The sequence below is a fragment of the Sphingomonas oleivorans genome, from assembly GCF_003050615.1.
GTDB classification, from domain to species: domain Bacteria; phylum Pseudomonadota; class Alphaproteobacteria; order Sphingomonadales; family Sphingomonadaceae; genus Sphingomonas_H; species Sphingomonas_H oleivorans.
In genome coordinates, this window is sequence record NZ_NWBU01000010.1 from 317956 (window position 1) to 337872 (window position 19917).

16 protein-coding genes are annotated in these 19917 nt (G+C 64.1%); 6 read left to right on the plus strand and 10 right to left on the minus strand.

Features of this window, described 5'->3' with window-relative positions:
• Positions 1 to 84 precede the first annotated feature (84 nt).
• On the minus strand, positions 85 to 2193 hold the full coding sequence (locus CLG96_RS12820; RefSeq protein ID WP_107968362.1) for a TonB-dependent siderophore receptor: 2109 nt from the start codon (positions 2191 to 2193) through the stop codon (positions 85 to 87).
• A 195-nt stretch (positions 2194 to 2388) separates the two neighbouring features.
• Entirely contained in the window at positions 2389 to 2544 is a 156-nt protein-coding gene (locus CLG96_RS18800; protein WP_165799641.1) for a hypothetical protein, read from the minus strand.
• 341 nt (positions 2545 to 2885) lie between these two features.
• On the opposite strand from CLG96_RS18800, the gene CLG96_RS12825 reads away from it, so the two are divergent.
• A complete protein-coding gene (locus CLG96_RS12825; RefSeq protein ID WP_165799642.1) occupies positions 2886 to 4430 on the plus strand; it encodes an ABC transporter substrate-binding protein in 1545 nt (514 codons plus the stop codon).
• 90 nt (positions 4431 to 4520) lie between these two features.
• Here the strand turns inward: CLG96_RS12825 and CLG96_RS12830 are convergent, their stop codons facing one another.
• Positions 4521 to 5420: an SDR family oxidoreductase gene (locus CLG96_RS12830; RefSeq protein WP_107968364.1), complete on the minus strand. Its 900-nt coding sequence runs from the start codon at positions 5418 to 5420 to the stop codon at positions 4521 to 4523.
• A 78-nt stretch (positions 5421 to 5498) separates the two neighbouring features.
• Complete coding sequence (locus CLG96_RS12835) at positions 5499 to 6239, minus strand: SDR family oxidoreductase (RefSeq protein ID WP_107968365.1); 741 nt, start codon at positions 6237 to 6239, stop codon at positions 5499 to 5501.
• 107 nt (positions 6240 to 6346) lie between these two features.
• Here CLG96_RS12835 and CLG96_RS12840 point away from each other — a divergent pair, with 107 nt between their 5' ends.
• A complete protein-coding gene (locus CLG96_RS12840; protein WP_107968366.1) occupies positions 6347 to 7252 on the plus strand; it encodes a LysR family transcriptional regulator in 906 nt (301 codons plus the stop codon).
• Positions 7253 to 7415: 163 nt separating this feature from the next.
• Here the strand turns inward: CLG96_RS12840 and CLG96_RS12845 are convergent, their stop codons facing one another.
• A complete protein-coding gene (locus tag CLG96_RS12845; RefSeq protein WP_107968761.1) occupies positions 7416 to 8762 on the minus strand; it encodes a pyridoxal phosphate-dependent decarboxylase family protein in 1347 nt (448 codons plus the stop codon).
• A 128-nt stretch (positions 8763 to 8890) separates the two neighbouring features.
• Positions 8891 to 9349: a winged helix-turn-helix transcriptional regulator gene (locus CLG96_RS12850; RefSeq protein ID WP_107968367.1), complete on the minus strand. Its 459-nt coding sequence runs from the start codon at positions 9347 to 9349 to the stop codon at positions 8891 to 8893.
• Positions 9350 to 9463: 114 nt separating this feature from the next.
• On the opposite strand from CLG96_RS12850, the gene CLG96_RS12855 reads away from it, so the two are divergent.
• Complete coding sequence (locus CLG96_RS12855; protein ID WP_107968368.1) at positions 9464 to 10705, plus strand: MFS transporter; 1242 nt, start codon at positions 9464 to 9466, stop codon at positions 10703 to 10705.
• Between the two features lie 94 nt (positions 10706 to 10799).
• Here the strand turns inward: CLG96_RS12855 and CLG96_RS12860 are convergent, their stop codons facing one another.
• Positions 10800 to 11105, minus strand: coding sequence for an alkylphosphonate utilization protein (locus CLG96_RS12860; RefSeq protein WP_107968369.1), 306 nt, complete (start codon positions 11103 to 11105; stop codon positions 10800 to 10802).
• Between the two features lie 380 nt (positions 11106 to 11485).
• Positions 11486 to 11893: a PRC-barrel domain-containing protein gene (locus tag CLG96_RS12865; RefSeq protein WP_107968370.1), complete on the minus strand. Its 408-nt coding sequence runs from the start codon at positions 11891 to 11893 to the stop codon at positions 11486 to 11488.
• A 509-nt stretch (positions 11894 to 12402) separates the two neighbouring features.
• Between CLG96_RS12865 and CLG96_RS12870 the strand changes: the two genes are divergently transcribed.
• Positions 12403 to 13674 carry a tyrosine-type recombinase/integrase gene (locus CLG96_RS12870; protein WP_100865734.1) on the plus strand — a complete coding sequence of 424 codons (1272 nt, stop codon included), beginning with the start codon at positions 12403 to 12405 and terminating at the stop codon, positions 13672 to 13674.
• Here CLG96_RS12870 and CLG96_RS19360 read toward each other — a convergent pair.
• Both CLG96_RS19360 and CLG96_RS12880 read right to left on the minus strand, forming a co-directional pair.
• A complete protein-coding gene (locus CLG96_RS19360) occupies positions 13662 to 13982 on the minus strand; it encodes a DUF5818 domain-containing protein (RefSeq protein ID WP_341476953.1) in 321 nt (106 codons plus the stop codon). The two genes, CLG96_RS12870 and CLG96_RS19360, sit on opposite strands and share 13 nt — an antisense overlap.
• Complete coding sequence (locus CLG96_RS12880) at positions 13885 to 14535, minus strand: lytic transglycosylase domain-containing protein (protein ID WP_107968372.1); 651 nt, start codon at positions 14533 to 14535, stop codon at positions 13885 to 13887. The genes CLG96_RS19360 and CLG96_RS12880 overlap by 98 nt, the downstream gene beginning before the upstream one ends.
• Before the next feature lie 127 nt (positions 14536 to 14662).
• On the opposite strand from CLG96_RS12880, the gene CLG96_RS12885 reads away from it, so the two are divergent.
• Positions 14663 to 15559 carry a DUF7146 domain-containing protein gene (locus tag CLG96_RS12885; protein WP_107968373.1) on the plus strand — a complete coding sequence of 299 codons (897 nt, stop codon included), beginning with the start codon at positions 14663 to 14665 and terminating at the stop codon, positions 15557 to 15559.
• Between the two features lie 76 nt (positions 15560 to 15635).
• The gene (locus CLG96_RS12890; RefSeq protein ID WP_107968374.1) at positions 15636 to 19868 is read left to right on the plus strand and encodes a strawberry notch-like NTP hydrolase domain-containing protein; all 4233 of its coding nucleotides are present in this window, start codon (positions 15636 to 15638) and stop codon (positions 19866 to 19868) included.
• The last annotated feature ends 49 nt before the right edge of the window (positions 19869 to 19917 follow it).

The following is a 19917-nucleotide window of genomic DNA, read 5'->3' on the forward strand; positions in this document are numbered from 1 at the left end:
TCATGAAGTGAAAAGGGCGACGGACCCTTCGATCCGCCGCCCCTTATCCAGCCTTGGAAGGTTCAGCCTTAGAAGCTGCCAGCCTTAGAAGCTGTAGGTCAGCCGCACCTTGAAGTTGCGCGGCATGCCCGGGTTCACCCAGTTCGGCGAGTAGGAGGCGGTATAATGGTCCTCGTCGAACAGATTGTTCACCTCGCCATGCACCTTGATATTGTCGGTGAGCGCGAGGGCGGCCGTCAGGCGGGCGAGCGTATAATCCGGCAGCTCGAACTGCGTGCCGAACTCACCCAGCCGGGTGCCGACATATTGGACGCCGCCGCCGAGCGTCAGCTCCATGTCGCCGATCGGGATATCCTTCATCAGCATCACATTGCCGCTATGCTTCGGCACGTTGAGCAGGCGCGATCCGGCAGGAATGTTGCGGCCGAAATCGCGGTCGACAATGTCCTTGGCCACTTCGGCATCGATATAGGAGTAGCTGAGCCAGAGCTTGAAGCCGGCGGGCAGCTTGCCGGTGAGATCGAATTCGACACCCTTGCTCTTGGCTTCGCCGATCGCCGCCGAGAAGCTGGGATTGGCGAGGTCGGCGGTCAGGATGTTGTTCTTCTTCATCGAGAAGAGCGCGAGCGTGCTGGTGATGCGGCCGCCCGGCGAGCTGTACTTGGCACCCACCTCATAGGAGCGCGAGGTTTCCGGGCTGAAAGCCGCTCCCGTTGCCCCGGCGCCGCTGTTCGGACGGAAGCCCCGGCCATAGCTGCCGTAGAAGGAGAGCGTGTCGGTCGCCTCGAACACGATACCGGCCTGCGGGCTGAATTTCGTCACCGCCTGGTCGGTGATGACATTGGTGTAGCGGAAGCGATAGTCCTGGTTGAAGCTGTCGTAGCGGCCGCCGAAGCGCAGCTTGACGCGATCCATGAGATCCACCTGATCCATCAGGTAGACGCCCCAATTTTCCTGCTTGTCCAGCTCGCTGCGGAAGCGCGAGAGGGCGGGCAGATTGCCATAGACGGGGTTGTAGATGTTGATCGCGTTCGGTTTGGCCGCGGTCGAGTTGGCGCGCTGCTGGAGTACGTCATGCTCGAAGCTGTCCCAGTCGGCGCCCAGCACGATATGGTGAACGAGGCTGCCGGTCTCCACCGTGCCGCTCAGCTCGCCACGGATGGTGATATTGTCGGTGGCATGGTCGCGGAACAGGCGGCGGCGGCGGACGGTTTGCTGCGTGCCGGTGACATAGGCGGCGGGCAGCGCCTCGGTGCCGAAGCCGGAGAAATCGCTGGTGCGATAGCTGGCGCCGATCAGGAAGCCCCAGTCTTTCGACAGGTCGTGCTGGAACTGGAGCTGGTGGCTGCGCGACTTGATCGTCATCGGCCCGTCGCCCGGCTCGCCGAGGAAACGGCTGATCGGGATCGCGCCCAGCTTTCCGTCGACGGCGACGACGCCGCGGTCGAAGGGCGTCTTGTTGTGGACATATTCGAATTCGTAGGAAATGCTGGTGTCGTCGTCCAGCTTGGCGAGGATGGAGGGCGTGACCGTGTACTTTTCATACTCGATCGTGTCGCGGAAGCTGTCGCCCTTCTCATAGGCGCCGTTGACGCGCACCGCGACCTTGTCGCTGATCGGCGTCGTCACATCGCCTTCGCCGCGCCAGCTGTTGTAGCTGCCGCCCGAGACGCTGACATAGCCTTCGGTGTCGAACTGGGGCTTTTTGGTTACGATATTGATCGTGCCGCCGGGCTCGCCGCGGCCGAACAGGGCGGAGTTCGGGCCCTTGAGCACCTCGATCCGCTCGACATTGCTGGCGTCGCGCGGGCCGCTATAGTTGCGCCCGGCGTTGAAGCCGTTGATCAGGAAGCCGCCGGGGAAATTCTCGTCGCCGGCGAAGCCGCGAATGGCGAAGGCATCCCACATGCCACCATAATTATTCTGCCGCGCGATGCCGGCAGACAGATCGAGCGCGGTATCCAGGCGGGTGATGCCCGCATCCTTGAGCAGCGTGCTGTCGATGATCGACACCGCCTGCGGCATGTCCTTGAGCGCGACATCGCCACGATAGGCCTGACGCTGGCCGGTGACGAGAATATCTCCCGTGGCGGGTTCCGCCTCTTCCGCCCATGCCGGTGCAGAGGGCAGGGTGAAAACAAGGCTGGCAATGCCGCAGCACAGTGCGCTTCGCAGCGCGGCTACATAATTCATGATTTAGTTCCCCGTATGAAGCCCGTTATATTGCTCGCCCTGCGTTCCCGATGGCGGATTATTCCGCTCTCGATCTTAATTCTGCAACATTTCTGGCTCAGACTTCTTAGCGTCCGGAGCTTCTTATTGACTCATGCAGGGATGATGGCCGCGCCGCAGCGCAATTTTTGAGCGAAGTGCCGCCTTTTGGCAGTATTATGTCTCGTTGGCGCGAAAATTAGCAAATATTGCGCCGCTACAGAGGATCTCGTCCATCTCCGGGCTTTGCGATGCTGCGCGATTCTCGATCAGGCATCGCCATTTTGCGCGGGCCATCGCGGCTTGCTGCCATATGCCATCGAAATCGGGCATCGGTCCCCTTGATCCGGCCGCCGGACATAAGAGGCAGGTCCGCACGGCAGGGCCATGCGCATGGATTGCAGCTACTCGAATTGAACGCAGCGCGTCCATGCGGTCCGATCGGGTCAAAATGGCAGATGAGACCGCAGGAGATCCAAAAAGGCCGCGCATAATGCCGGAAGTTTCAGAGACATTGTCGATGTAGGCCGGCGATCGGCCGATATAAGGGGAAGACAGATCATGGCCGGAGACGGTATCGACCCTGTAAACCGCTTATGTCCGTCCATCATGATGGCGCATGCCGCCGCCCTGCTCGTCGAAGCCGGGCGCATCGCCGGCGAGGGATGGGGGCAATGAACCGGAAGCAGGATCTGCTGATCGATCGCCGTGGCGCGATGGGCCTGATCGCCGGCGCCGGCCTTGCAACGCTTGGCGGATGCGGACTTCCGGCGACGCGTCCCCCCGTGAAAGGCGGCCGTATCCGGGTTGCCACGGCCGTCAGCTCGACCGCCGACACGCTCGATCCGGCCAAGCAGGCCGTGGCGATCGACTATTGCCGCTGCGCCAGCTTTTATAATGGGCTCACCCGCCTCAACGCGCGATCGGAGGCGGAGCCCGCGCTCGCCGAAGCGATGGAGACGAAGGACGCACGCGTCTGGATCGTCAAGCTGCGGCGCGATGTGCGCTTCCATGACGGCAGCCCGCTGACGCCGGCGGATGTCGTCTATTCGCTGCGCCGCCACGCCGATCCGGCGGTCGCCTCGCAGGGGCGTGCCTTCGCCAACCAGTTCGAGGATGTGAGCGCATTCGGTCCCGACGCGGTCAGGATCACGCTCGGCAGCGCCAATGCCGACCTGCCGGTGCTGCTGGCCATTCCTTCTTTCCTGATCATCCGCGACGGCACGCGCGACTTCCGCACCGCCAACGGCACCGGCCCGTTCCGCTGCGCGGAATTCAATCCGGGCGTCCGCTCGATCGGGGTGCGCAACGAGGATTATTGGCGCGGCCCGGTGCGGCTCGGCGAGGTCGAGCTATTCTCGATTGCCGACGAGAGCGCGCGGCTCAACGCGCTGATGTCGGGCGATGTCGATCTCGTCAACGGGATCAATCCGCGCATCACCAAGCAGGTCGTCCGTCAGGGCTATGAGATCTTCGAATCGAAGGGCAGCGGCTACACCAACCTCATCATGCGGCTCGACAGCGCGCTGGGACGCAATCGGGACTTCGTCCTCGGCATGAAGTCGCTGATGGACCGCGAGACGATGCGCAATGCGATCTTTCGCGGCTATGCACGCATCGCCAACGATCATCCGGTGCCGCCGAGCAGCCCCTATTTCGATCCCGGCCTGCCCCAGCGCGCCTTCGATCCCGAGCGCGCCCGCTTCCACTTCCGCAAGGCCGGGCTCGCGGGTGCGACGGTGCCGATCATCACCTCGCCGGCGGCGGAAAAGTCGGAGGATATGGCGGTGCTGATGCAGGCTGCGGCGGCACGCGCCGGCATCACGCTCGACACGCGCCGGGTGCCGGCCGACGGCTATTGGTCGTCGAGCTGGATGAAGGTGCCGATCGGCTTCGGCAATGTGAATTCGCGCCCCACGGTCGATACGGTCTTCACCCAATTCTTCAGATCGGATGCGCCCTGGAATGAATCGGGCTGGCGCAATGAACGGTTCGACCGGCTGCTGATCGAAGCGCGCGGGCTGACCGATCAAAAGCTGCGCAAGGAAATCTATAGCGACATGCAGCGCATGATCCACGAGGAAGCGGGGATCGGCATTCCCTTGTTCCTTTCCTCGCTCGATGCGCACAGCCCCCGCGTCAAGGGGCTCAAGCCGATGCCCAATGGCGGGCTGATGGGTTTCGGCTTCGCCGAGCATGTCTGGCTGGAGGACGCATAAGGCAGTCCATGTCGCGTCCGCCCGATCGGCGCCCGGATGCCGATGGCTGGCCCGGGCGCCGGCCTGGCCGATCTGCCGGCGCCTCGGGCTTCAGCCGTTCGCGCGGGGCGAGAGCAGATCTTCCAGGCCGATGCGCCGGAGCAGTTCCGAGCGCACCCGATCGGCCATGGCGTTGACGATTTCGGCGCCGTCCTGGGACGGATCGACATGGACGCGGAACGGGCGCTTGCCGAAGGGCATGCCGACCACATCGACGATCGCGCGGGCAACATCGGAGACATCGGCATCGGCGGGCTCGAGCGCGGCCAGCCCCTTCAGGGCGACATCCGTTATGTCGGTGGTAGGGCCGTTCGCATATTCTGCCGCACGCGCCGCGTCGGCAGGCGCGCCGGCATGGGTGAAATGGTTGGTGCCCTTGGTGAAGGCACCCGGCACGATGATAGACGTCTCTATCCCCCAGCGCGCCACTTCCCCCGCATAGGATACTGCAAGCGAGTCCATCGCCGCCTTCGCCGCGAAATAGGGCGAGAGATAGGGCGGGGTGCCGCCCCGTGCGCTGCTGGAGGAGATCCAGAGGACGAGGCCCTTGCCCTGCCTGCGCAGTTGGGGAAGGGCCGCGCGGTTCACCCGCTGGGTGCTCAGCACGTTGATGTCGTAAAGCTCGGCAAACTGTTCGGGCGTGAAGGCTTCGGCGGGGCCGAAGGACATGTGGCCGGCATTGTGGATGATCACATCCAGCCGGCCGCATTCGGCGACCACCTGGGCGATACCCGCTTCGACCGAAGCGTCCGACTGGACGTCAAGCTCCACCGCGCGGAGATCGACGCCATGTTCGGCGGCATATTGTCTCGCCTTCTCGACCTGGGGCGCGTTGCGTCCCTCGGTGGCGCGCATGCCGGCATAGACGGTGTGGCCGGCCTGGGCGAGCGCGCGCGACGCCAGAGCGCCGAAGCCGCTGGATGCGCCGGTGACGATGATGACCTGGTTCATGACAAATTCCCTTGAGCATGTGGCGTCTGGGGGGATGCGCTCCGACGAAGCGGAGCGCATCGGGGTCTCAGGATGTGATCAGATCATGCCGCCATTGGCGCGCAGCACCTGGCCGTTGATCCAGCCGCCATCTGGGCTGGCCAGGAAGGCGACCGCCGCCGCAATGTCTTCGGGCATGCCGAGGCGTTCCAGCGGGTTCATCTTCGCCATGCGCTCGATCAGTTCGGGCGACTTGCCGTCGAGGAACAGGGCGGTTGCGGTCGGCCCGGGGGCGACCGCATTGACCGTAATCGACCGGCCGCGCAGTTCCTTCGACAGGATCGCCGTCAGCGTTTCGACCGCGGCCTTGGTGGCGGCATAGACGCCGTAATTTTCAAGCCGCAGCCCAACGATGCTGGTCGAGAAGTTGACGATGCGGCCGCCGTCGCGCAGCCGCCTGGCCGCTTCGCGCAGCGCGTTGAACGTGCCCTTGAGGTTGATCGCGATCTGGCTGTCGAACAGCGCGTCGTCGCTGTCGCCGATCGGCGCGAGCTTCATGATGCCGGCATTGTTGACCAGCACATCCACACCGCCAAAGATCGCCTCCGCCGCATTGAACATCCGCGCGACGGCGTCTGCATCGCTGACGTCGGCCTGGGCGGTGATGGCGCGGCCGCCGGCGGTCTCGATCTCATGGACCAGCTTTTCGGCCGCACCGGCACTGCCCGCATAGTTGACGATGACGGCGAAGCCGTCGCTGGCGAGCCGCCGCGCGATGGCGGCGCCGATGCCGCGCGATGCGCCGGTGACGATGGCTGTCCGATTGTGCTGCGTGTTCATGGTCGTTCTCCTGCATTGGTCCGGTTGACCGGATGCGCAGGAGATGGACCTTTTCTATCAGCGGATAATCACCCATAATCCGACATGATAATTCGGATTAGCGGATAATGGATCGTTTCGACGCAATGCGCCTGTTTACGCGGATCGTGGAGCGGCGGAGCTTCACGCTGGCCGCGCAGGATATCGGCCTGCCGCGCTCGACGGCGACCGATGCCATCAAGGAGCTGGAGCTGCGCCTCGGTGTCCGATTGCTCCAGCGCACCACGCGCCATGTGAGGCCGACGCTCGATGGGGAGGCCTATTATCGCCGCTGTCTGGCGCTGATCGCCGACCTGGAGGATGCCGAGAGCGCGTTCGGCGGCGCCAAGCCCAAGGGCATGCTGCGGATCGACGTGCACGGAACGCTTGCGCGCCATTTCCTGCTGCCGGATCTGCCCTCCTTTCTCGACGACTATCCCGAGATCGAGCTTTTCATGGGGGAGGGCGATCGCCTGGTCGATCTGGTGCGCGAGGGGATCGATTGCGTGCTGCGGGTCGGTGCGCTGCCCGACAGCGACATGGTCGCGCGCCGTGTCGGGATGCTGGCCGAAGTGACCTGCGCCAGTCCGGGCTATGTGAAGAAATATGGCATGCCGGCAAGCGTGGACGATCTCGATGGCCATCGGATGATCGGTTTCCGGTCCAGCCGAACGGGAGGATTGCTGCCGCTGGAATTTGCGGTCGGCGATAGGGTGCGCGAGATCATGCTGCCGGCGACGCTATCGGTTGCGGCGGGCGAAAGCTCGGTCGCGGCCGCGCGGCTCGGCTTCGGGCTGATCCAGGTGCCGCGCTATCATGTGCAGGACGATCTGGACCGGGGTATTCTGGTCGAGATATTGGCCGAAAGCCCGCCGACGCCCAGTCCGGTATCGCTGCTCTATCCGCGCAGTCGCCAACTCTCCCCGCGCGTGCGCGTCTTCATCGAATGGGTGGCAAGGCAATTTGCCGGGAAGGAAAATGCGTCGCCGATATGAGGCCCTGATATGAGGCTAAGCGACCAGGAAGGGCATTTTGGGGCGGCCCCTGGGCGATCGACGACGCGATCGGCCAAGGTCCGCCATTCTCTTCGGGCGGCTCGCTCTCCGACGGCTGAGGGCCAATTCGCGCTTTATGGGCTCGCACGATGCGCGCTTGTCATCATGCGCCGGCAGCAGCAGAAACGAGCCTGTCGGCCAATCTCGCCACATCCGAATGCGTCGTGCGCCAGGAGGACAGGCTGAGGCGGAAAGCGGGCCGCCCCTGCCAGATCGAGGTACCAAACCAGCCATCGCCGGAATCGAGCACGGCCTGACGAACTCGCGCCGTTTTCTCATCATCCCCGCACCGCACCAGCACCTGATTGAGAACCACCCGGTTGAGCACGTCCAGACCGCCTTCGCGAAGACGCCCGGCCAGATAGGCGGCCTCCTCGCAATGCCGGTCCACCAGTTCCGCAACACCGTTCCGCCCGAGCGTACGCAGCGCCGCCCAGATCGGAATGCCGCGCGCGCGGCGCGAGAATTCCAACATCAAATTCTTCTGGGCGTCCTTCGACGCTGTCGCATAGGCGGCATCGCTGTTCATGGCCTGTGCCAGGGCATCCGCGTCCCGGCAGATGGCGACCGCACCGTCATAGGGCGTGTTCAGCCATTTATGCCCGTCCGTCGTCCAACTGTCGGCATGCTCGACGCCCTCGGTCAGCGCGCGCCGCGACGATGCCCGCGCCCAGAGGCCGAAGGCGCCGTCCACATGCACCCATGCGCCCGCTGCGCGCGCGACCGGGATCAGCGCGGCAAAGGGATCGAACTCGCCCGTATTCACCTCGCCCGCCTGGAGGCAGAGGATGGTGCGATCGTCCAGCGCGGGCAGCCGGGCCGGATCGACGCGGCCGTAGGGATCGACCGGCGCCACGATCAGGCGGGCCATGCCGAAGCCGAGGAGGCGCAGGGCCTTGCGCACGGTGACATGCACCGTCTCGGACACCACGACCTTGATTTCCGGCGCGCCGAACAGGCCGTCTTGGTCGAAATCCCATCCGAGGCGCGCGAGCAGCGTGCGCCGCGCCGCCGACAGGCAGGAGAGCGTGCAGGCGGTCGCACTGGTGCCGAAGCCGACGGCGCTGTCGCGCGGCAGATCGAGAGCGTCGAGGAGCCAGCGCCCCGCAACCTTCTCGATCGTCGCGGCGACCGGCGAAGTGTCATAGGAGGAGGCACATTGGTCCCAGGCCAGCATCAGCCGCTCGGCCGCCGCAGCAGCCGGCAGTGCCGCCCCAATTACGAACCCAAAATAGCGCGGGCCGTTCGATGCCGTCGTCGCGGGCGAGCCATGGATGTCGAGCATCCGGAGGGTTTCGGCGGCGTCGATGCCCTGCTGGGGCAGATCCTCGGAAAAGACCGCCAGCCCGTCGCGCGCGGTAGCAGGCGGGAAAGGCGGACGGCCGTCGATGCCATCGAGATAATGGCGTGCGCGCGCATCCGCCTCGGCAATCAATTCGCGTTCCTGCATGGCGATTATTCCCTTCGGCTGCTTGATGGCGGGGACGGCGTTCACCGTCGATTACTGGTCGTGCGATTACTGGTCGTGCGATTGCTGGTCGTGCCGTTCGCTGGAGCGAATTCGAGGTCCTTCGTGGATCAGCCTGCCTCTTCGCCGACTTTCCGGACGCGCGTCTCGTTCCAGCCGAGCACGCGTCCGTCACCCGAACGCAGTTCGAGACGGGCGACAGCATCGCCTTTTGCCGTATCGACCAGGACGGAATGCCGCTCGCCAGGGCGATAGAGATGATCCTCACCCCATTGGCGCAGCGCGACGATGACGAGGAAAAGTGATCGGCCCTTCTCGGTCAGAATATATTCCCGATAGGCGCTGCCGTCGGAGGCCGGCGCCGTCTCCAGCACGCCGCGCTCGATCAGATCGCGCAGTCGCATCGCCAGCATGCCCTTGGCGATGCCCAGGCCCGTCTGGAACTCGCCGAAACGGCGGACGCCATCGAAGGCGTCGCGGATGATCAGCAGCGACCACCAGTCGCCGATCACATCCAGCGCCCGCGCTACCGGGCAATCCGCGCCCGCCAGGCTGACACGCTTCACCATGGCTCTCCTGCTCCGTCGATCGAGCTGCAATTTGGTTCTATATTAGAACTAGACCGGCTGCGCCGCAACTGGTTTCATCATGGAACTTCTATGCCATGGCGGAGGGGCGACAGGATGAAGACTAGCGAGGGTGGCGGCCGATCGGATCGGCGGCACGACGGGCTGACGAAAGGCAGGACGCTGATCTTCGCCATCGCCTGCGGCCTTGCCGTCGCCAACATCTATTATGCCCAGCCGCTCCTCGACGCGATGGCGCGCGATTTCGGGATCGACCCTGCCGCGATCGGCCTTGTCGTCACGCTGACGCAGATCGGCTATGCGCTTGGCCTGATCTTCATCGTGCCGCTCGGCGACCTTCTCGACCGCCGGCGGCTTATTGCCGGGCAGGCCGTCTTGTCGGGGATCGCGCTGCTCGTGGTGGCGGGGGCGCGGACGGCGGGCATGTTGTTCGCCGGCATGGTGGCCGTGGGGCTGCTCGCGGTGATGATCCAGCTGCTCGTCGCCTTCGCCGCGACGCTGGCCGCGCCGACCGAGCGTGGCAGGGCGGTGGGCATGGTCACGAGCGGCGTCGTGATCGGCATCCTCGCCGCCCGCTTCGTTTCCGGCGTCCTCGCCGATCTTGGCGGCTGGCGGGCCGTTTATCTGAGCTCGGCCGTGCTGACGCTCGCCATGGCCGGCATCCTCCTTCGGATCCTGCCCCGTCAGGCCCCGGCTGGAGCCTCCGAAGGCTATTTCGCCATTCTTCGTTCCATCCCCGGCTTGTTCTTGCGCGATCCGCTGCTGCTGGTGCGCGGGGTCCTTGCGCTCCTGATTTTCGCGACCTTCAGCAGCTTCTGGACGGCGCTGGTGCTGCCGCTGAGTGCGCCGCCATATTCGCTGTCGCACAGCGAGATCGGCCTGTTCGGCCTTGTCGGCGTGGCCGGGGCGCTTGCCGCCGGCGGAGCGGGCCGGCTCGCGGATCGCGGGCTGGGGCAATGGACGACGGGCCTGTCGCTCGCGCTCCTGCTCGCGTCCTGGGGCTTGATCATGCTCCTGCCCCTATCGATCCCGGCGCTGCTGCTCGGCGTGCTGCTGCTCGACCTTGCGGTCCAGGCGGTCCATGTCACCAATCAGAGCATCATCTTCGCTTTGTATCCGGGCGCACGCAGCCGGCTCGTCGGCGGCTATATGCTGTTCTACTCGATCGGCAGCGCGGCCGGCGCCATCGCGTCCACCGCGGCCTATGCCCATGCCGGCTGGGGCGGCGTCTCGCTGCTCGGCGCGAGTTTCAGCGCGACCGCCCTGATAATCTGGGCTCTGACACAGGCCATGGGCAGCAGCGCGGCCTTGCGGAGCGGCACGGCCGGGAGCGGCTGAGCCGGGTTCGGACCTCATGCCGGTGCCGACCCTCATGGAGCAATATCCCGCACATCGCCCTGCTGCCATGATCGCGCGATAGGTTCGCGGCGCTTCAGCGCTTCTTCACGAACTCCGCGCGCAGCACCAGGCCCTTGATCCCCTCATAGCGGCAGTCGATTTCCTGGCTGTCGCCGGTCAGCCGGATCGATTTGATGAGAGTGCCGCGTTTCAATGTCTGGTTCGCGCCCTTGACCTTCAGATCCTTGATCAAGGTCACGCTGTCGCCATCGGCGAGCAGATTGCCGACCGCATCACGCACTTCGACGCCCGACGCGCCACCTGTCTGCGCGGCCGCGTCCGCCGCACTGATCCAGTCGCCCGTCGCCTCGTCATAAATATAATCGTCGTCGCCGCTCATGGCCTGACCTCCCGATGCGTTCCTTCCCGCCGCTGCCGACCGACGCTTTCGGTCGCTGCGCACGTCTCGCGGCTCCGTAGAGCGAATTCGCCTCCGGGCAAATCGCTCCGCGACCAGGAAGGTGCGGGCCGTCGCCGGGCCGTCCCTCATCGATCGCGGCGACGAGCGTCTCTATGCCGCCGATCACGACGTCGACAAGCAAATGGCAAGCTATCTCGTCGAAATGGCGCGGCAGGGGCGATAAGGATCGAGAATAGATCCGATGTCCGCCATTATCTCATGCCGATGCGCGCCAACAAGACAGGGCGCGATCCTTGCATATCTCGCGGGGCATGTCGGCCCATGGTCGGCGGAAATAGATTTCACGCCGAAAGCGAGTTTCAGTAATCGGCTTTTCTTGAAGGCATATAATAAGTGGCGATACGCTGCCCATAAGCTTCGTCGAATTCGGGGGCGTCGTCGGGCCTGTAGCTTGGGCTTCCGTGCAGCATGTCCAGATCGAAATTGATCACATATCCATCCTTGAACTCGTCATAGGCGAGCATATCCCAGGGAAGCGGATGATATTTTTGGCCAAGCCCCAGAAAGCCGCCGACCGACATCACCACGAAGACGATCTGGCCGCTTATCCTGTCGATGATGAAGCTGCGAACGGTGCCGAGCTTGTGGCCGTCGCGCGCATAAACGGCGGCACCCTCCACCCGATCGGAGGCGACAAGCCGGCTCGTCGGTTTCGTCGCATGGGAAGGGGCGGATGGGGGAGGGGCGGACGGGGCATCGGTGGGCATGGGGGCCTCCGGAGCTGGGGAGCGTTCAACGGTCCGAAAACATGTCAGTTCCTGCCTCGGCCGCGATGGATCGGGCGCCATGCCGATGGAAAGTATCAGGCGGGTCACTTCAGGCCGAGCGATCCCCGATGCCTGGCTCCGCGCGGCGAGCACGCATGATTGGTGAGCTGCATTGAAAGGTGCGTAGGATCGCCGCTGTACGGCGGGGGCATATCACCTCGCTAAGCGCCTTGGAGGAGGCGAGAACAAAGTAAGATTGTCGGAATGTGTGTCGGAATAAGTCGGAAAGCAAAGCTCAGCCTTCGGCTAAAGCTCTGTTTTTAGGGAGGGAAGTGGTGGACGCACTAGGGCTCGAACCTAGGACCCGCTGATTAAGAGCTGCAATCAGAGGGTCCTAGCGCATCCGCATGGGTCCAAAAATGGCGGAAATCTGCGATTCATAGTCCGTATTGTTCTTGAAATGTTCGCCAGTATCCAGTATCAAAAGCTACCTAAGGTAGCAGGTACATATGGCGAACAAAGTTGGTTTGACGGATGCTCGGATCGCAGGCTTGAAGGCTCCTGCCACCGGGCAAATTGAGCTTGCTGATGGCATCGTGACCGGGCTCCGGCTTCGGATGGGTGCAAGCGGCATCAAGACGTACATCTTGCGCAAGCGCGTTCAAGGCAAATGGTTGAATGTCACGATCGGCCGACATGGCCCGAGCTTCACTCTTGCCAATGCTCGGCGGAAGGCGCGAGACCTTCTGGTCGATGTTGAGCAGGGCAAGAACATCGCCAGAAAGCCAGGCGCGAAGAGGAAGGGATCGAAGGGCGTCGGGACGGTCGCTGAGCTCTACGAGATTTATCTGTCTCAGCAGATCGAGGGTAAAAAACGGAGCGCGAAGGAGTTCGACCGGGTTTTCCGGAAGTACATCGAACCCGAGCTGGGTGACCGTCTCGCGGATTCCATCACTCGAAGCGACGTGAGCCGCTTTGTCGAGAAGATCGCCTTCGAGCGGGGCAAGGAAACCCTGACGATGGCGCGCATCGTGTATCGCCATCTTTCAACTTTCTACACTTGGGCACTCACCAGACTCGAGCATTTGCCAGCCAATCCTTGCCGGGATGCATGGCGTCCGAAGCGAAGTGAGCCTCGCGACCGCGTACTCAGCGATCGAGAGCTCGCCGCATTGTGGCAAGCCGCTGTCGAGGATGGCTATCCGTTCGGTCATCTCGTGCAAATGCTTGTTCTCACAGCCCAGCGCCGGGGAGAGGTGCTCGACGCCACTTGCGACGAGTTCGATTTCAAGGCGAAGGTTTGGACCGTCCCTGGAGACAGAGCGAAAAACGGCAAGGCGAATGTCGTGCCGCTGTCCGCCCAGGCACTCACAGTCGTCACCGACATCTTCGCGGCCGCGGGGATTGCTCCTGACGACGCCCACAAGCAGTCGCAAATTCTATTGGCATCCAAGGTCACCAACACAAACAGTGTCAGTGGGCTGTCAAAGGCCTGGAAGCGGATTAGGGCAAGCGTGGATGAGAAGCTTGGCTATGATGCCGGTCATTTCACCATGCATGACATTCGCCGGACAGTGGCAACTGGGCTGCAGAGGCTTGGAATACCGCTGGTCGTTTCTGAAGCTGTTCTCAATCATCAGTCGGGCTCGGCAATGGCCGGTGTCGCCGGGGTTTATCATCGGCATCAGTACACCAATGAGAAGCGCGAAGCTCTCGCACTGTGGGGCAGGGAGCTTCTCCAACTCGTCGCGAAATATCCGCCCCAGAATCAGGAAGGATGACTGTCCGCGCCAATCCAGTCGGCGCGTAGACGATCCATGCCTGCAACGACGCCTTCAACAGTCACGTTCGAACCGATGAGATCATCGGCAACTTCCTCGCTTTCGACGATCCAAACCTCGTCCGATTTCGTGGTCAGGATCATTCCGCGTCGTCCGCGGCTCAGCATTCCCGACACGCGTATTCGACCGGAACTCACAACTACCCCCTGCTCAAAAGCGCCAATGACGCAGCACGTCGCGCACATAGGCCGGTGTCTCGCCATTGCGTGGGATACCGCCGGCTCGCTCGACGGCGCCAGGGCCTGCATTGTAGGCAGCGAGGGCCAGATGCACTACCCCGAACTTGTCGAGCATCTGGCGGAGATACCGCGCCGCACCGAAGATGTTGGCCATTGGATCGAAGCGATTGGAAACGCCAAGGTCGCGGGCGGTCCCCGGCATCAGCTGACCCAGGCCGGCGGCGCCAGCCTTGCTGATCGCCAGAGGATTATACCGCGATTCCGTCCATACCAGGGCGTCGAGAAGACCACTCGGCAGCGAATATTGAGCCTCAGCAGCATAAACATGGGGAAGGTAGCTTGCCCGTCGAAAGCCTGAGGGCCCGCCAGCTTCGGGATTTACATAACGATAGGGAAGGTAGGTCCGGCCCGCTTCGAGAACCGGAGCCCCTGACGAAGCGGCTAGGGGCTGGCGCCAAATCCCATGCTCCACCAGCTGGAAACCGTTCGACCCCTCGGCAATGCGGAAGCCGTCAGGTCGCAGCTCAGGTGCAGCAGCAGCCATTTCCTCCTGCGCCTGAGCCGGGACGACGAACGCCAATCCCGCCAGCGCCGCTGTGATCGTTGCCCATCTCAGTCTCATATCTCGATTCCTTCTATGGCCGAATCGAGTGAGAACATATATAGAACACACCATGTAGGAAAACGCATTGGCAGCAGCGCAGAGCGGAGGCTGCGCGGGTGGAGGCATGTCATGATGGAGATGCCCCATGTCCCAGATTCAAGGTCGAGAAACGCTCGAAGCCCGCGCTCGTAAGATCGTCGAGGCGCTGAGCGGGACCTGGTCGCGCTCGCGCGGTATGTGTTGCTGCCCAGCCCACGCTGACCGCACCCCCTCGCTCAGCATCACGCTCGGCAAGCGCGCGATCCTGGTCCATTGCTTCGCCGGCTGCACCAACGAGGCAGTCATGCAGGGCATGGCCAAGCTTGGGGTGCGAATCTCGGACCTGTTCGACGGGACGGGCGGCCCGGTTGCAGCCGCGCCGCGTCACGAAATCGCTGACCGCAACGCGCTGAGACTGTGGCGCGAGGCCTCGCTACTCGTAGGCAGCCCGGCCGAGCGCTACCTTGCCGCGCGAGGCATTACGATCTCATCTTCCGACCTGCGCTTTCATCCGCACATGCCGCTGGGGCCGAAAGGCGCGGTGCGGTTCCTACCGGCCTTGGTGGCAGCGGTACGCAACGACGCCGGTATCCTGGCGCTGAACCGGACGTTCCTCGATCCCGACAGTGACCGCCTCGCCTCATTTGAGCAGCCCAAGCGCTCACTCGGAAGTCCGGGCTCGGGAGCCGTACGTCTGGCATATCCGCGCGATGGCAGGCTCGGAATCGCCGAGGGCAACGAGTCCGCGCTTTCGGCGATGCAGATGTTCGACATTTCCTGCTGGGCGACGCTGGGCAACGAGCGGTTCGGCCTGGTCACGATCCCGGAATCGGTGCGCGAGCTGCATCTCTTCGTTGACAACGACGCCGGTGGACTCCTCGCCGAGGAGCGCGCGCGTGAAGCCTATGCCTGCAAGGGGCGCCGGATCGTCACCCGGCGGCCCGAGCGACCCGGCGACGACTGGAACGACGTGCTGATGCGCCGGATTCGCGCGGCGGCTTGAGCCAAGCAGAGAGGAGAGGGGGCTTGGGGCCTTTTGAGGCCCCCAGACGGACTTGGGCCTCGTCAGGAGGTTTCCAATGTCCCATGCTTCTCCCGCTCTCGCCTTTACCATCCCCGCCGAACCGCAGGTTCTGGCCGCGGCAAGGTCGTTGGCTGCCCGGATCGGTGCCGATCAGGCTATCTCCCGCGCCGTGCTGAACGCCACAATGCGCGAGCATTTCGGCGGCAGCGATGCCGAAGGCCGCTGGTCGGTGCGAGATGCCCATGCCGCGCTCGAATTGGCCCAGGTGCTATTCTTGGCTGACAAGTCCGAGCTCGTCACCGCTGTGTCGCCTGAATTGGCCGATCGGACCTTTTCTCGCTTGGAAGCGCTGGTGCCGAGCCAGACCACTCGCAGCGACGAGCAGATCGAATGGCAACAGTTCGCAACGCCGCCCCGCATCGCCTGGCTCGCGGCCCGGGCCTGCGGGATTTCTGCTGGAGAATTGGCGCTCGAACCCTCGGCCGGGACTGGGATGCTGGGCATTTGGGCGGCTAAGGCAGGCGCGCGCCTCGCGCTCAATGAGATCTCACCGCTCCGTCGTGAATGCCTTGGAGCACTGTTCCCAGAAGCCACGGTGACGGGATACGATGGCGAGCTGATCGACGAGCTGCTCTCGCCCAATATCGCGCCGAGCGTGGTGTTGATGAACCCTCCCTATTCGCACGGTATTGAGCGCGGCCACGACGGACGCACCGGTGCGCGGCACCTACGCTCGGCCTGGAAGCGGCTGCTCCCCGGCGGTCGCCTCGTCGCGGTGATGCCCGAATGGTTCGACCTACCGCGCTTCCTTGCCGGGATCACCGGCCCGGTGGCGCTGCGGCTCAACGCCGCGATCGAGCTCGGTTTCGTCAAGCAGGGCACCTCGATCACCACCCGGCTCTTGGTGCTCGACAAGGTCGATGGCGGCGATAGTCCGGTCATCGCCAAGCCGGTGAACTTTGCCGAGCTCTGCTTCCTGGTCGGCCTTTTGCCCGATCGCACGGGGCAGGTCGCTGAGCCGATCATCGCCCAAAGACCGGTGCTCCCGCTGCGGCTCGTCGCACGGCCGAGCAAACCGGTCCCGCTCGCGGTTCGGCCCATCGCGGCCGCGCCGTCGATCCAGCCGCTGGCTTACCAACCGCTCGATGAGCCCGCGCCGATCGCCGAGCAGGTCGGGCATTATCTGCCCTACCGGCCGAGCCGCATCGCGATCACCGGCGCAGTCGAACATCCGACGCCACTGGTGGAATCGGTCGCGATGGGCTCGATCACCGCGCCGGTGCCCGAAGCGGTGCCGCAGCTGCCTTCCGATCTTATCGCCAAAGGCGTTCTCTCCGCCGCGCAGACCGAGACCCTGATCTATGCCGTGAACGCCCATTCTCGCGATCTCTCGGGAAGGTTCGAGCCCGACGACAAGGGCTGCGTGCTGAAGGCGAGCGCCGAGGGCCGGACCTACCGGATGGGCTACTTCCTTGGCGACGGGACCGGGGCGGGCAAGGGCCGGCAGGTCGCCTCGGTCATCCTCGATCGCTGGGTGAGGGGCGAGCGCCGCCATATCTGGATTTCAAAGAACGAAGCGCTGCTCGAAGACGCGCGCCGCGACTGGAGCGCACTTGGGGGCCTGCCGATCGACGTCCAGCCGCTCGGGCAATGGAAGCTCGGGGTCCCGGTCGGGATGCGCGAGGGCATCCTCTTCGTCACCTATCCGACCCTTCGCTCAGGCCGCAGCGATGCGACCCGGCTCGAGCAGATCCTCGAATGGTCGGGTGACGACTTCGACGGGGTGATCGTCTTCGACGAAGCCCACGCCATGGCCAACGCCGCGGGCGGCGAAGGCTCACGCGGGAAGGTCAAGGGATCGGAGCAAGGCGTTGCCGGAGTGCGGCTTCAGAACCTGCTGCCGCGCGCCCGCGTGCTCTATGCCTCGGCAACCGGGGCGTCAGACGTCAACAATCTCGCCTATGCGATCCGCCTTGGCCTCTGGGGACCGGAAACCGCCTTCGCAAACCGGGAGGCTTTTGTGGCCGACATCCGCGATGGCGGCATTGCCGCAATGGAACTCGTCGCGCGCGATCTCAAGTCGCTCGGGCTTTACACCGCGCGGGCGCTGTCTTTCGCCGGGGTCGAATATGAGATCCTCGAACATTGCCTGACCGCTGACCAGATCGCGGTCTACGACGCCTATGCCGAGGCCTGGGCGATCATCCATGCCAACCTGCGCGATGCTCTGGAGGCGACCCGGATTGTCGATGCCGACAGCGGAGACACCCTGAACTCAGGGGCCAAGGCGGCGGCGCTCTCGATTTTCGAGGGCACCAAGCAGCGGTTCTTTGCGCAATTGCTGCTCTCGATGAAGTTGCCGAGCCTGCTACCGGCAATCGATACGACACTTGCCGAAGGCAATGCCGTGGTGGTGCAGCTCGTCTCGACTGCGGAGGCCATGCTCGATCGCCGCCTCGCCGACCTTACCGATGCCGAACGTGAAGCGCTTGAGATCGACCTTTCTCCCCGCGAATACGTGATCGACTACCTCACCAAGAGCTTTCCGGTGCGGTTGATGGCGGTATTCAAGGACGAGAACGGCAATCCGCGCTCCGAGCCGATGGTCGACGATGCTGGCGCCCCGGTGCTGTGCCGCTCGGCGCTCGACGCGCGCGACCGAATGATCGAGCAACTCTGCGCGTTGCCGCCGATCGCCACCGCGCTCGATGCGATCATCGAGCGGTTCGGGACCGATCAGGTAGCTGAGGTCACCGGGCGAACCCGTCGGCTGATCGTCGGACGCGACGGGCGCCAGCAGCTTCAATCCCGTAGCCCCGGTGCCAATGTCGCCGAGACACAGGCGTTCATGGACGGCTCGAAGAAGGTTCTGGTCTTCTCTGACGCCGGCGGTACGGGCCGCAGCTATCATGCCGACCTTGCGGCGAAGAACCAGGCGCGCCGCGTCCATTTCCTGCTTGAGCCGGGCTGGCGCGCCGATGCCGCCATCCAGGGACTCGGGCGGACCAACCGCACCAACCAGGCCTCGGCGCCGCTGTTCCGTCCCGTCACCACCGATGTGCGCGGCGAGCGGCGGTTCATCTCGACGATCGCCCGGCGCCTCGACAGCCTCGGCGCGCTAACCCGCGGTCAACGTCAGACCGGGGGGCAGAACCTGTTCGATCCCGCCGACAATCTCGAAAGCTCCTATGCCAAGGAGGCGCTTCACCGCTGGTTCGGCTTGCTGTTCACCGGCAAGCTCGACGCAGTGAGCCTTGCGCGGTTCGAGGAACTGACCGGGCTCAGGATCGAAGGCCCTGACGGATCGATGGTCGATGACCTGCCGTCGATCCAGCGCTGGCTCAACCGCATACTCGCGCTGCCGATCGCCCTGCAGAACGGCATCTTCGACGAGTTCCTTGGACTCGTTGAAGCGCGGATCGATGCCGCCCGGCAGGCGGGCACGCTCGAACTCGGGGTCGAGACCATCGCGGTCGAGCACTTTGAGGTGCTCTCCGACACCCTGCTGCGCACCGATGCGCTCTCGGGCGCGACCACGCACCTTCTCGAACTCGAGATCGCCCGAGCGCTGAAGCCCTTGGGTCTCGCGCGGCTTGAAGAGCTCTACGGTCTCTCGGGCGAGCGCCAGCAGTTACTGCGCAATGCCCGCTCGGGCCGGATTGGGCTATTGGTTCCGGCACGCAGCCTGCTTGCCGACGACGGCACGCGGGTTGCCCGCTTCGAACTGGTCCGGCCCTTGAAGCACGGTCATCTAACCGCCGAGCAGCTTGAGGAAAGCAACTGGGAGCCAGTCGATTTCGCCGAGTTTTGCCGCCTCTGGCAAGCTGAGGTCGGTGAAGCCGCTGCGAGCCATAAGCGCGAACGACTGCATCTCGCGACTGGGCTGCTGCTGCCGGTCTGGGACAAGCTCCCTTCCGACTATGTTCGGGTCAGTCGGATCTCAGCTCGCGACGGGCGCTCGCTACTGGGTCGCGAAGTGCCGCTCCACTGCGTTCCCGAACTCTGCCAGGCCCTGGGTCTGGAGGACGAACACGCGTTCTCGGCCGAGCAGATCGTCGACGCTGTGCTCACCGGTGGCCGGCCGATGCAGGTCATGGCCCGCGAGGCGCTCACCCTCAAGCGCAGCCTGGTCAACGGGGCTCAGCGGCTCGAGCTTGCAGGTTGGTCGGCGGCGCGGCTTGACTGGTACAAGGCGCAAGGCTGTTTTACCGAGATCATCCGCTATCAGACGCGGCTGTTCGTGCCGACGACAGGCGCTGCGGGTATCCTCGCGCGGCTTGGCCAGTAGCTAAGAAGCATATTGCCAAATGGCAACCAATGGAATATATAGTGCCATA

Excerpts from the sequence above, each read along its gene's own strand:
- CLG96_RS12820 (WP_107968362.1), bottom strand. The coding sequence starts at position 2,193 with ATGAATTATGTAGCCGCGCTGCGAAGCGCACTGTGCTGCGGCATTGCC.
- CLG96_RS18800 (WP_165799641.1), bottom strand. The coding sequence starts at position 2,544 with ATGCCCGATTTCGATGGCATATGGCAGCAAGCCGCGATGGCCCGCGCA.
- CLG96_RS12825 (WP_165799642.1), top strand. The coding sequence starts at position 2,886 with ATGAACCGGAAGCAGGATCTGCTGATCGATCGCCGTGGCGCGATGGGC.
- CLG96_RS12830 (WP_107968364.1), bottom strand. The coding sequence starts at position 5,420 with ATGAACCAGGTCATCATCGTCACCGGCGCATCCAGCGGCTTCGGCGCT.
- CLG96_RS12835 (WP_107968365.1), bottom strand. The coding sequence starts at position 6,239 with ATGAACACGCAGCACAATCGGACAGCCATCGTCACCGGCGCATCGCGC.
- CLG96_RS12840 (WP_107968366.1), top strand. The coding sequence starts at position 6,347 with ATGGATCGTTTCGACGCAATGCGCCTGTTTACGCGGATCGTGGAGCGG.
- CLG96_RS12845 (WP_107968761.1), bottom strand. The coding sequence starts at position 8,762 with ATGCAGGAACGCGAATTGATTGCCGAGGCGGATGCGCGCGCACGCCAT.
- CLG96_RS12850 (WP_107968367.1), bottom strand. The coding sequence starts at position 9,349 with ATGGTGAAGCGTGTCAGCCTGGCGGGCGCGGATTGCCCGGTAGCGCGG.
- CLG96_RS12855 (WP_107968368.1), top strand. The coding sequence starts at position 9,464 with ATGAAGACTAGCGAGGGTGGCGGCCGATCGGATCGGCGGCACGACGGG.
- CLG96_RS12860 (WP_107968369.1), bottom strand. The coding sequence starts at position 11,105 with ATGAGCGGCGACGACGATTATATTTATGACGAGGCGACGGGCGACTGG.
- CLG96_RS12865 (WP_107968370.1), bottom strand. The coding sequence starts at position 11,893 with ATGCCCACCGATGCCCCGTCCGCCCCTCCCCCATCCGCCCCTTCCCAT.
- CLG96_RS12870 (WP_100865734.1), top strand. The coding sequence starts at position 12,403 with ATGGCGAACAAAGTTGGTTTGACGGATGCTCGGATCGCAGGCTTGAAG.
- CLG96_RS19360 (WP_341476953.1), bottom strand. The coding sequence starts at position 13,982 with ATGCAGGCCCTGGCGCCGTCGAGCGAGCCGGCGGTATCCCACGCAATG.
- CLG96_RS12880 (WP_107968372.1), bottom strand. The coding sequence starts at position 14,535 with ATGAGACTGAGATGGGCAACGATCACAGCGGCGCTGGCGGGATTGGCG.
- CLG96_RS12885 (WP_107968373.1), top strand. The coding sequence starts at position 14,663 with ATGTCCCAGATTCAAGGTCGAGAAACGCTCGAAGCCCGCGCTCGTAAG.
- CLG96_RS12890 (WP_107968374.1), top strand. The coding sequence starts at position 15,636 with ATGTCCCATGCTTCTCCCGCTCTCGCCTTTACCATCCCCGCCGAACCG.